Origin of the sequence: Paracoccus zhejiangensis (genome assembly GCF_002847445.1) — a bacterium.
Taxonomy (GTDB): Bacteria; Pseudomonadota; Alphaproteobacteria; order Rhodobacterales; family Rhodobacteraceae; genus Paracoccus; species Paracoccus zhejiangensis.
This window is the reverse complement of sequence record NZ_CP025430.1, coordinates 850,988-862,656: the sequence shown is the minus strand read 5'-3', so window position 1 is coordinate 862,656 and position 11,669 is coordinate 850,988. Positions and strand designations below refer to the sequence as shown.

The 11,669-nt window shown below is 63.5% G+C and carries 10 protein-coding genes, 1 other RNA gene and 1 pseudogene; 10 read left to right on the top strand and 2 right to left on the bottom strand.

Annotation, left to right across the window (positions count from 1 at the left end):
* Positions 1 to 92: 92 nt before the first annotated feature.
* A complete protein-coding gene (locus tag CX676_RS04345) occupies positions 93 to 329 on the bottom strand; it encodes a hypothetical protein (protein ID WP_101751535.1) in 237 nt (78 codons plus the stop codon).
* Between CX676_RS04345 and CX676_RS22905 the strand changes: the two are divergent.
* Positions 300 to 561 (top strand): annotated as a pseudogene (locus CX676_RS22905) (transposase); the annotation flags it as partial. The gene CX676_RS04345 and the pseudogene CX676_RS22905 overlap by 30 nt on opposite strands.
* Before the next feature lie 661 nt (positions 562 to 1,222).
* Here CX676_RS22905 and guaB read toward each other — a convergent pair.
* The gene (guaB, locus tag CX676_RS04335; RefSeq protein WP_101751533.1) at positions 1,223 to 2,671 is read right to left on the bottom strand and encodes an IMP dehydrogenase; all 1,449 of its coding nucleotides are present in this window, start codon (positions 2,669 to 2,671) and stop codon (positions 1,223 to 1,225) included.
* Between the two features lie 387 nt (positions 2,672 to 3,058).
* On the opposite strand from guaB, the gene CX676_RS04330 reads away from it, so the two are divergent.
* The 9 genes from CX676_RS04330 to CX676_RS04290 all read left to right on the top strand — a co-directional run bounded on the left by CX676_RS04330 (position 3,059) and on the right by CX676_RS04290 (position 11,577).
* A complete protein-coding gene (locus CX676_RS04330; protein WP_232816580.1) occupies positions 3,059 to 4,210 on the top strand; it encodes an OmpP1/FadL family transporter in 1,152 nt (383 codons plus the stop codon).
* A gap of 118 nt (positions 4,211 to 4,328) precedes the next feature.
* The gene (locus CX676_RS04325) at positions 4,329 to 5,192 is read left to right on the top strand and encodes an ATPase (RefSeq protein WP_101751531.1); all 864 of its coding nucleotides are present in this window, start codon (positions 4,329 to 4,331) and stop codon (positions 5,190 to 5,192) included.
* Positions 5,192 to 6,115, top strand: coding sequence for a homoserine O-succinyltransferase (locus CX676_RS04320; RefSeq protein ID WP_101751530.1), 924 nt, complete (start codon positions 5,192 to 5,194; stop codon positions 6,113 to 6,115). Before CX676_RS04325 ends, CX676_RS04320 begins: the two co-directional genes overlap by 1 nt.
* 77 nt (positions 6,116 to 6,192) lie before the next feature.
* Positions 6,193 to 7,074, top strand: coding sequence for a polyphosphate kinase 2 (ppk2, locus tag CX676_RS04315; RefSeq protein ID WP_101751529.1), 882 nt, complete (start codon positions 6,193 to 6,195; stop codon positions 7,072 to 7,074).
* Positions 7,071 to 7,925 carry a TPM domain-containing protein gene (locus CX676_RS04310; RefSeq protein ID WP_101751528.1) on the top strand — a complete coding sequence of 285 codons (855 nt, stop codon included), beginning with the start codon at positions 7,071 to 7,073 and terminating at the stop codon, positions 7,923 to 7,925. Before ppk2 ends, CX676_RS04310 begins: the two co-directional genes overlap by 4 nt.
* A 99-nt stretch (positions 7,926 to 8,024) precedes the next feature.
* Complete coding sequence (locus CX676_RS04305) at positions 8,025 to 9,062, top strand: ABC transporter substrate-binding protein (protein WP_101751527.1); 1,038 nt, start codon at positions 8,025 to 8,027, stop codon at positions 9,060 to 9,062.
* Between the two features lie 568 nt (positions 9,063 to 9,630).
* Positions 9,631 to 9,985: a transfer-messenger RNA gene (gene ssrA / locus CX676_RS04300) on the top strand.
* A gap of 177 nt (positions 9,986 to 10,162) precedes the next feature.
* Positions 10,163 to 10,633, top strand: coding sequence for an SspB family protein (locus CX676_RS04295; RefSeq protein WP_101751526.1), 471 nt, complete (start codon positions 10,163 to 10,165; stop codon positions 10,631 to 10,633).
* Positions 10,634 to 10,683: 50 nt separating this feature from the next.
* Complete coding sequence (locus tag CX676_RS04290; protein WP_101751525.1) at positions 10,684 to 11,577, top strand: dihydrodipicolinate synthase family protein; 894 nt, start codon at positions 10,684 to 10,686, stop codon at positions 11,575 to 11,577.
* Positions 11,578 to 11,669: the final 92 nt, after the last annotated feature.

Here is an 11,669-nt window from a genome sequence, read left to right as displayed (position 1 = left end):
TCTCTAAGCCCATCTTGGGGTTCCTACCCAAATGCGGTTGATATCAATCAACCCACCTACCCATAGCCATACCCTGTGAGAGCCATCCCTAGCTATTCCTTGATCTCGATGACCGGTGCCATCTTCGCCTTTCGGGTGAATGCCCCGGAAAGACACCTTCGACCAATGATCTCGCCCCGCTTCGGAACGATGATGCTGTCATGGATCGGCCGCGCCGGCATTTCATATTCCTCCGCAAACTGCAGGATCGCGGATATCAGGATCTCGCTTTCGATGAACTGAAGATCGGCGCTCGCCAGATCGCCGCGCTGGCCGGCCTCGCGCCACATGCCTGCGACTCGGGTCTGTCGCGCGGCAAGCGCCACATCTGGGGTGGAAGGGCCGGCCCCCCGCCGCGCGCTCTACCTCGCAGGCTTCATCGCTTCCCGCTACGACCCAAACTTCAGGGCCTTCCGAACACGCCTCCAGAACGCCGGAAAGCCCACCAAGGTTGCAATCACCGCCTGCGCCCGAAAGCTCCTCGCCATCCTCAATGCCATGATGCGCGACGGCACAGACTATCTGAAAACAGACCGTGTGAAAGACAGTTGCTACGTGAAGCCGATCGAGCAGACGCTGCGGCTGAGGCAATCATGTCTGCGGTTGCTGTCCCTGGGGCGGAAAAGCAGATCGCCTGCGCCGCCGGCGGCGCAGGCGATCGAGAAAGCCCGCCGCATCCGATCTGTTCGTGAGACAGTCGAAGCAAACATCGCGGTCAGCGCATTTACCGGCCGTCCTCTGCCGCCGTCCGAGATCGCACGGCGCCGACGCTCGGCGTCAAGTCCGGTTCGTCTGTCTGCTCATAATCTAATCTTGAAGTCGTTGAACAACAACCTGGTGAACTCGGTAAGAAAGTGGACGAGCCGCTCGGCGGTCATTGCTTCGGCAGCCAGAAAGGCTGCCGAAGCTGATCGGAAAATGACGGCGCTGGTCGAGACCATGGCTTCGTCGGTAATCGTCCGATCGGCATACATGAGGGCGGCTGCGGTCGCCCTCATTCTCCTACGATGATTCGCCAAGCCTTCTCTTTAACTCTGAGAGAGCATGACTTGCTTTTCTTCAATCTTCTTCAACATCAGCCTGTCTTTCATTGACTGTAGTTGCCCAAGCGCTCTCTTGCGTTGACTTCACATAAATGTGATAATCATGGTAGTTATCTGATTATAAATCACTTTACTGCCAATCACCCCAGCCGGTAGTTCGGGCTTTCCCGGGTGATCTGCACGTCATGGACGTGGCTTTCCTTCAGCCCTGCCCCGGTGATGCGAACGAACTGGCAGCCGTTGCGCATCTCATCGACCGTGGCATTGCCGGTATAGCCCATGGCGGCGCGCAGACCGCCGACCAGCTGGTGGATCACCGTCGCGGCCGGACCCTTGTAGGGCACCTGCCCCTCGATGCCTTCCGGCACCAGCTTGTCGGATGCCGCATCCTTCTGGAAATAGCGGTCGGCCGAGCCGCGGGCCATCGCACCGAGGCTGCCCATGCCGCGATAGGATTTGAAGCTGCGGCCTTGATACAGGATCACCTCACCGGGGCTTTCATCGGTGCCGGCGATCGCACTGCCGACCATGGCGCAGCTGGCGCCAGCGGCAATGGCCTTGGCGAAATCGCCCGAGAACTTGATGCCGCCATCGGCGATGACCGGGGTTTCCCCCGCCACACCGGCGGCGTCCATGATCGCGGTCAGCTGCGGCACGCCGACGCCGGCGACGATCCGGGTGGTGCAGATCGAGCCCGGGCCGATGCCCACCTTCACCGCGTCGGCGCCCGCGTCGATCAGCGCGCGGGTCGCCTCGGCGGTGGCCACGTTCCCGGCCACAACCTGCACCTGGTTGGAGAAATTCTTCACCCGCTCGACCGCCATGGCGACCGAATCCGAATGGCCGTGGGCCGTGTCGATGACGACCATGTCCACACCGGCCTCGATCAGCGCCTGGCTGCGTTCGAACCCCTCGTTGCCGACGGTCGAGGCGGCAGCGACGCGCAACCGGCCCAACTCGTCCTTGCAGGCCAGGGGGTTCAGCACCGACAGCTCGGTATCCTTCAGCGTCAGAAGCCCGGTAAGCTTACCCTGCCCGTCGGTGATCAGCAGTTTCTCGATCCGGCGCTGTTTCATCAGGTCGATGGCCTGGCCGCGATCCGCCGGTTCGGTCAGCAGTGCCAGATTGTCCGAGGTCATCACCGCCTTGACCGGGGTCTGGTCGCTGCTGGCAAAGCGCATGTCGCGGTTGGTGACGATGCCGACGACGCGGCCCGTCTCGTCCACCACCGGGAAGCCGGTGACGTTATAGCGGGCCTGCAGCGCGCGGGCATCGCCCACGGTCTGGTCGGCGCGAAGCGTGACCGGATTATAGACGATGCCGCTTTCGAACCGCTTCACCCGGCGAACCTCGTCGGCCTGCTGTTCGGTGGTCAGGTTGCGGTGGATCACGCCGATACCGCCGGCCTGGGCCATGGCGATGGCCATGCGGCTTTCGGTCACCGTATCCATGGCGCTGGAGAGAAGTGGAATGTTCATTCGGATCGAACGGGTGACGCGCGTGGTCACATCGGCCGTCGAGGGCATGACCCCGGAAGCGGCAGGAACCAGAAGGACATCATCGAAGGTCAAAGCCTCACGAATCTGCATGGGAGGGACTCCTTTGCATGGGATCGTTTGGCAGTTTCCCCTTTCACGCGGCGCCGGCTTTGTCCAGAGCGGTTCCATGCTATTCGCGCAGCGGGGCCATGCAGCGGTTGCATGGGTGGCCTGTCACCCGCCGCGCGCGACGGGCGCGCCAAGCGGCAGACGGGTCCCTGCAGAATCAGCACGAAACGCCTGCAAAAGCCGGCAATCCGGTTAACAAATCCTTAACGCTGGGGAATGCGTTGCGCCAATGCCACGATGCCGCGAGGTCAAGCCGATAATACGCGGCGTCATTGGGCAAACCACGTTGATTCACGGCCCAGTCACGGTAGCGTCATGTCAGAGGGTCTGCGGACCGTGTGGGAGGACTTATTGAACATGAAACTTGTGATGACCAGTGCCGCGGCTCTGCTGCTGGGCACCACCGCGGTTCTGGCCGGCGGCATCGAGCGTGCGCCCCATTCGCTGAGCGCGCTGTTCGAGCCGGGTACGAACTTTGTCGAGCTGTCCTATGGCCACGTCTCGCCCGAGGTGACCGGGCAGGATGAGGCGCTGTTCGGCGGCTCGTCCTTCGGCGACATTGCCGACAGCTACAATTTCTTCGGCATCGCGTACAAACGTCAGATCAACGACAACCTGTCGGCCGCGCTGATCGTCGAGCAACCCTTCGGTGCTGACCTGCTCTACCCGACGCCGACCGCGCCGGGCGAAGGCTCGGTTGCCCTCGGTGGCACCGCCGTCGACGTGAGCTCGACCACCTACACCGCCGTTGTCCGCTATCGCATGGAGAACAACTTCGGCTTCCATGCCGGTCTGCGCGGCAGCCGTGCCGATGGCAACGTGAAGCTGCAGGGCATGGCCTATGGTCCGGTCAACGGCTACGAGGTCGATCTGGACACCGACACCGCCTGGGGCTGGACCGCCGGCGTCAGCTGGGAAAAGCCGGAGATCGCCGCCCGTGTCTCGCTGACCTACAACTCGGATATCGAGCACGAGTTCGACACGACGGAATCCGGTCCGCTGGTCGATCCCGATGGCCCCGGTCCGATCCCGGCCGTCCCGCTGCTGAGCGGCACCTCGACCACCAAGGTCAAGACGCCCAAATCCTGGAACCTCGAATTCCAGACCGGCGTTGCCGCCGACACGCTGGTCTTCGGCTCGATCCGCTGGGTCGACTGGAGTAGCTTCCTGGTCGATCCCGAGAACTTCGTCCGCGTCACCGGCGCCGGGCTGGTCGAGTTGGAAGACACCACGACCTACACGCTGGGTGTGGGCCGCAAGTTCAACGAGAACTGGTCGGGTTCGGCCTCGTTCAGCTTCGAGAAAAGCGGTGACGACCTGGTCTCGCCGCTGGCGCCGACCAACGGCAAGAAGGGCATCACCCTGGCCGCGATCTACACCCGCGACAACATGAAGATCACCACCGGCATCAACTACACCAAGCTGGGCGATGCCAGTCCCGAGACCAGCGATGTCGCGCGTGCCCATATCCGGGACGCGGACCTCGTCGGCGTCGGCGTCAAGGTCGGCTTCACCTTCTGATCTGCGCACCTGCGCAACGGATCGGCCCCGCCCTTACCGGCGGGGCCTTTTCCTTTGCGTCAGGGGGCATTACCTATGCCCGGGCAAGAACCGCAACCGGCCGGGCAAGGGGTGCCGCATGATCTATGCCAGTGGACAGCAATGGCGCGACGCCACGCAGAAGCGGGTGGTGCTGTTCGGCATGTCGGGGCTGGGCAAGACCTTCCTCGCCTCGATGCTGCGCGACCGGGGGAACTGGTTTCACTACTCGGTAGATTACCGGATCGGCACCCGCTACATGGGCGAATACATCTCGGACAATTTCAAGCGCGAGGCGATGAAGGTTCCCTTCCTGCGCGAGCTTCTGCTGTCCGACAGCGTCTGCATCTCGTCCAACATCACGTTTGAAAACCTCGCGCCGCTTTCGACCTACCTGGGCAAGCCCGGCAGCCCCAGCCGTGGCGGGTTGCCCTTCGAGGAATATTGCCTGCGCCAGAACCAGCACCGCGAGGCCGAGATCGCCTCGCTTCTGGATACCCGCCGCTTCGTCAGCCGCGCCCGCGACATCTACGGGATCAATGATTTCGTTTGTGACAGCGGCGGCTCGATCTGCGAGGTGGTCGATCCCGACAATCCCGACGACCCGGTGCTGTCGGCGCTGGAAGACGGGTTGCTGCTGGTCTGGATCAGGGGCAGCGATGCCCATACGGCCGAACTGGTGCGCCGTTTCGACCGCGCGCCGAAGCCGATGTATTACCAGCCTGAGTTTCTGGAAAAGGCTTGGATTTCCTACCGCGCCGAAAAGGGTCTGCGCGAGGAACAGGTGAACCCTGACGATTTCATCCGCTGGACCTATGCCCGCGCGCTGGCCCACCGCCAGCCGCGCTATGAGGCCATGGCCCGGCGCGGCGTCACCATCACCGCCGAAGAGGTGATGGAGGTCCGCACCCCCGACGATTTCACCACCCTGATCGCAACCGCCATCGACCGAAAGACGACCTGATGCCCATTACCCTGCAGCCCGACCTTCCCGCCTTCCGCATCCTCTCGGATGAGGGCGTGATGGTCATGTCGCCGGGCCGGGCCGCGACGCAGGACATCCGCCCGATCCGCATCGCGCTGCTGAACCTGATGCCGAAGAAGATCCAGACCGAGAACCAGTTCGCGCGGCTGATCGGCGCGACGCCGCTGCAGATCGACTTTCAGCTGATCCGCATGTCGGATCACGAAAGCCGCAATACCGCCGCCGATCACCTGGAAAGCTTCTATCGCCCCTTCTCGGAGGTCGCGGCGAGCGGCGAGAAATTCGACGGTCTCATCATCACCGGCGCCCCGATCGAGCATCTGCCCTTCGAGGATGTGACCTATTGGGACGAGCTTCGCCGCGTCTTCGACTGGACGCAAACCAACGTGCATTCGACCATGGGCGTCTGCTGGGGCGGCATGGCCATGGCCTGGCATTTCCACGGGCTGGAAAAGCACCTGTTGGACCATAAGGCCTTCGGCTGCTTCCGCCATCACAACCTTGCCCCCGCCAGCCCCTATCTGCGCGGCTTTTCCGACGACGTGCTGGTGCCGGTCAGCCGCTGGACCGAGGTGCATCAGGACCAGATCGACGCCCGCCCGGCCCTGACCACGCTGCTGGCCAGCGAAGAGGTCGGCCCCTGCCTCGTCGAGGACCCCGGTCACCGCGCGGTCTATATCTTCAACCATCTGGAATATGACAGCACCACGCTGAAGGACGAGTACGACCGTGACGCCGCGGCCGGCAAAGAGATCAACGTGCCGCTGAACTATTACCCCGAGGATGACCCCGCGCGCACGCCCTCGAACCGCTGGCGCAGCCATGCGCATCTGCTCTACGGCAACTGGATCAACGAGATCTACCAGACCACCGAATACGACATGGCGAAGATCGGCAGCTGATCGCGCCCCCTGCCATGGCGCTTGCCCGCAAGGGCAGGCCGCCGCATACTCCGCCGGCAAAGCCAGTGGGGTGCAAGATGGCCAAAAAGCAGGACATTCCCTTCGTCGATGACATTCTGACCTTTCTCAAGAAGGGCGCACCTTCCGAGATCCGCAAGGCCATCGAGAAGGCCGGCAAGGATGACATCCTCGATCCCGGCTATCCCTATGACGCCGAGATGAAGGGCAAGGAATACGACGCGCAGATGGAGCAGCTACAGCTGCAGCTGGTGCGGATGATGCACGACGTGATCGAGACCAAGAAGCGGCTGGTGGTGCTGTTCGAGGGGCGCGACGCCGCCGGCAAGGGCGGCACGATCGAGCGCGTGCGCGAGAACCTGAACCCGCGCTCGGCCTTCATCGTCGCCCTGCCCAAGCCCACCGAGCGCGAGGGCGCGCAATGGTATTTCCAGCGTTACGTGGACCAGTTGCCAGCGGGCGGGGAAATCGCCCTCTTCGACCGCAGCTGGTACAACCGCGGCGTGGTCGAGAAGGTCTTCGGTTTCTCGACCGAACATCAACGCGAGCAGTTCTTCCGGCAACTACCCGAATTCGAGAAGATGCTGGTCGATGACGGGCTGATCCTCGTCAAGCTGTGGCTGAACGTCGGACGGGCCGAGCAGCTGAAACGCTTCGTCGATCGGGCCGAGGACCCGCTGAAGCAATGGAAGCTCAGCTGGATCGATGTCGAGGGCCTGTCGAAATGGGACGCCTATACCGATGCGATCCGCGACACGCTGTCGCTGTCGCATTCGCCGGTCGCGCCCTGGACGGTGATCCGCTCGGACGACAAGCGCCGGGCGCGGATTGCGGCGATCCAGACGATCCTGAACGCGGTCCCCTATGCCGGCAAGGATGCGAAGGCGATCGGCCGGATCGATCCCAAGATCGCCGGCGGCCCCGAGATGCTGCTCCGGTGATCCGGGCCGCGCTGATCTGGCTGTGCCTCGCCCTGCCCGTTTCGGCGCAGGAACTGCCCGACTGGACGGCGACCACGATCAACGACTTCGCCGGGCTTCTGGCCAACGCGGACAAGCAGACCATTGACCAGGCGCTGATCGCGCTGCAAGGCGAGACCGGATCGCAGGGCACCGTCGTCACCCTGGCCGACCGAGCGCGCTATGGCGGGTCTGACGGGCTCGAGGCCTTTGCCACCCGACTTTTCAACGATTGGGGCGTGGGCGAGGCCGGGCGCAATGACGGCTTCATGCTGCTGGTAATCCGGGACGACCGCGAGGCCCGGGTCGAACTGGGTGCAGGCTATCCCGGTGCCGCCGATCTCGCAGCGCAGGCGATCATCGAGGAGACCGTGCTGCCGGCGATCCGGGCAGGCGATATCTCGGGCGGCATCCGCGACGGCACGCTGGCGATCATCGCCGACATCGCCCGCCCCCATGCCGCCGGGATGGGATTCGACGGGCCGGTGGACAGGCCCGACCTGATGGACTGGCTGTCCCGGGTGGTCTTCTTCGGCGTGTTCGGCCTCATCGGGTTCAACATTCTGCGCAAGACCTGGCAGCGCTTCCAGCTGGGCCGCCAGCCCTGCCCGAGTTGCGGCGGCGCGGGCTTGGTACAGGAATCCGAGATCATCCAGCCCTCGGACGGCACCGGCCGCGCCAGCCAGGTGATCTGGACCCGCTGCCGGCGCTGCAACTGGACCAGCCCGCGCAGCGAGGGACGGCCGATCAGCCGCCGCAGCAGCCGGGGCGGTCGTGGTGGCGGCTTCGGCGGCGGCCGCTCCTCGGGCGGCGGTGCCTCGGGGCGTTGGTAGGGCCAATCAACCCTGACGCGACGTTGCGGAAACTTGTCTCGGCTTGCGTCGATTTCCGACCCGCTCTAGCTTTTCCCCATCAACAGGAGGTCTTGACCCATGCGTCTTTTCACAACGGTGGCTGCCATCGCGCTGGCTGCCCCGGCATTTGCGGCCGATCCCGAGCTGACCGTCTTTGACTGGGCGGGTTTCGAGGAACCGTCGATCTTTCAGGGCTATATCGACAAGAACGGCGACAGCCCGACCTTTGCCTTCTATGGCGACGATGACGAGGCGTTCCAGAAACTCGCATCGGGCTTCAAGGCAGATACCGCCCATCCCTGCAGCCAGATGGTGTCGAAATACCGCGATGCCGGTCTGATCGAGCCCTGGGACGAATCGCGTATCCCGGCGCTGGCCGACCTGGACCCGAAATTCCTCGATTCGCCGATTTACAAGGACGATCAGGGGCTGTGGTACATCCCGACCGACTGGGGCGCGACCGCCGTTGCCTATAGCACCGAGAAGGTGCCGGTCGAGGACGTCGCCTCGCTGGATGTGTTCCTCAACCCGAAATACCAGGGCCGCATCTCGCTGCCCGACAGCGCGGACGATACCTGGGCGCTGGCCTATCTGGCGACCGGCACGACCGACTGGACCGCGGTGACCGACGAGCAGTTCGCCGCCGCCGCCGACTGGCTGCGCCAGGCCCATCAGAACGTCGCCGCCTATTGGGCCGACCCGGCCGAGATGGCGCAGCTGATGGCCTCGGGCGCGGTGGATGTGGCCTGGTCGTGGAATGACGGCATCGTCTATCTGCGCGAGGACAATTACCAGGTCGGCTTCCAGCGCGCGCCGAAAGAGGGCTCCAGCACCTTCTTCTGCGGCTTCGTGAACCTGAAGGACGGGCCGGGCTCGGAAGACAAGCTCTATGACTTCATCAATGCCTGGCTGGCACCCGAGGCGGCCCGCGGCTTGCTGGACACGATCGGCTATGGTCACACCAACCTGAAGGGCATGGAAACCATCGCCGACGATCCGGCCGTGGCCGAGGGCCTGTCGGCAGTTGATGCACCGATCCTGGCGCAGACTCCGAACGACCCGGCGCAGCGCGAAAAGCAGCTGGCCGAGTTCGAGAAGATCAAGGCCGGGTTCTGAACCCTGCCGATCCCAGAACAGGAAGCGGGGGCCGAGAGGCCCCCGTTTTTCCTTCTGTCAACAGAAAGTTCCCGCCCTACGACCTTTGGATTGGTCGCTGAATATTCGTTTCTGAAATCGTTAATATGATGGTAGTCTTGGCATATCGCTTGATGATGTATGATTTCGGCGAACAACCTGCCGACATTTGACCTGATTTCCTTTGTTATGTTTGTCCGGGTGTCTTGATGAGGAGGTGTCAGAGCAGAAGGTTGACGTGACCGGGCGCAGTGGGTTGAACACCGCTTCCGGTATCTTTCTGCGCGAACAGCTCAGCACGGGGCCATCAATTCGGACAAGCCCGTTCTCCGGATCCGCCGCACTTTCATCAGGGGTCGCCCGAAGTTTGTGGCGGTGGTCAGATGCGGGTCCTGCAATCACCGCCTTATGATCTATTGGGGGGGCCAAGAACGATCCATAAGGCCGGGATGTCCGTGTAACATCGATTGCAGGACCTGCTCTGACTGAATTTTATCTCCACAGGTCCGATCCCGGTTCCACGCGGCGCCAAGGATGCGCCCTGCCGACCGCCCTTGCCCCTTCCGAAGCCTGACCCTATATTCAACCTGTTCGGGGCAACCTGGACTATGGACATAAACGCGCTCGTAATAAGCGGATCGGACCCGGGGGCGGTACCCGGCGGCTCCACCAGATTCCCTCGTTGGGGGACCAAGGGGCCGAAATAGGATCGACGAACGTCTAAAGGGGTTATGCTTTGTCCCGGTGAGCCACCACCGTTATCGGTGCAAAATGTACAGTTGCCAACGACAACCGTGCTCCGGTCGCTCTGGCTGCGTAAGCAGCTCGGGTAACCGAAAACTAAGCCCTTGCGCCTAGCCGCGTAAGGCGGGGTTCGCAGGCACCTGGCAACAGAAGCCTGCACTTTCCTCCAGCACCCGAAACACCGGATCGCCCTGCCGCGTGATCGCGCGCCGGCCAGTCCCGCCGATCTGTGAACCGTTCCAAGGGCTTCGCCGATAAACCGCCGTGGTTGCGCGACGCCTCTTTTCATCGCCAACCAGATGCCTATGCTGGCCCCAACAGGGACAAGGGACGGCGCAATGACGCGGATGCAGATCGACTATGGCAACTTGATGCACCGCGCGATGCAGGGGCTGATCGCCGAAGTCCTGCGTGGCGTGCGTGACAATGGCCTGCCGGGCGATCATCATTTCTTCATCACCTTCGACACCCGCGACGAGGGCGTCGAGATGGCCGACTGGCTGCGCGACCGCTATCCCGACGAGATGACCATCGTCATCCAGCACTGGTTCGACAACCTGACCGTCGACGAAGATGGCTTTACCATCACCCTCAATTTCGGCAACTCGCCCGAGCCGCTTCGCATCCCCTTCGACGCGCTGCGCACCTTTGTCGATCCCTCCGTCGAATTCGGCCTGCGCTTCGAGACGCAGGATGGCGATGACGACGAGGATGAGGACGAAGATTACGACGACGACGATGACGGCCCCGGTGACGACGCGCCCAAGGGCGGTGGCGAGGTGGTCAGCCTCGACAAGTGGCGGAAATAGCCGATCGCGCCAGCTCGCCTGATTAAACCTGCACCCGAGACGAGGACCACATGTCGCTGTTTCACGGCCTGTCGGCCTTTCCGATCACCCCCGCCGATGCCAGCGGTCAGGTCGACGCAGTCGCGCTTTGCCGCGTGCTGGACCCGCTGATCGAGGCCGGGGTCGACTCCATCGGCCTCCTGGGCAGCACCGGCAGCTATGCCTACCTGTCGCTGACCGAGCGCCAGCGCATCCTTGATCTGGTGCTCCACCATGTCGTCGGGCGCGTGCCGGTGATCGTCGGGATCGGCGCCCTGCGGACCGATGCCTCGGTCGCGCTGGCTGAACACGCGCGGGATGCCGGTGCGGATGGGCTGCTCTTGGCGCCGGTCAGCTATACCCCGCTGACCGAGGAAGAGGTTTTCCAGCATTTCGCTGCCGTCGCCGCGGTTTCGGACCTGCCGCTCTGCATCTACAACAACCCCTCGACCACGCATTTCACCTTCTCGCTGCCGCTGCTGGCACGTCTGGCCGCGTTGCCCGGCATTCAGGCGGTGAAGATGCCCCTGCCCGCCGACGGCGATTACGCGGGCGAGATCGCCCGGCTGCGCGCCGCCCTGCCCGACGGTTTCGCCATCGGCTATAGCGGCGACTGGGGTGCCCTGCCCTCGCTCTTGGCGGGCGGCGATGCATTTTTCAGCGTCGTCGGCGGCACTGTGCCGCAGCCCTTCCTGCGCCTCGTTCGTGCCGCCATGTCAGGCGATGCCGCCACCGCCACCCGCATCGATGCAGACTTCGCCCCGCTCTGGGATCTCTTCCGCGCCTTCGGCAGTATCCGCGTGGTTCATGCCGCTGCACGCCTGCTGGGACGCGCCGACAGCGACCCGCAACGCCCGATCCTGCCCTTGCCCGAGGCCGAGCTTCCCCGGCTGGCCGAGGCGCTGGCCCGGCTGTCGGATCACTGATACACCCGCAACCTATCATAGCATACCATCGCATACCGATTGCCATTCCCGGCTGCGGGGTCTAGAAACCCGGCAAATCGTGATGGAGGCGC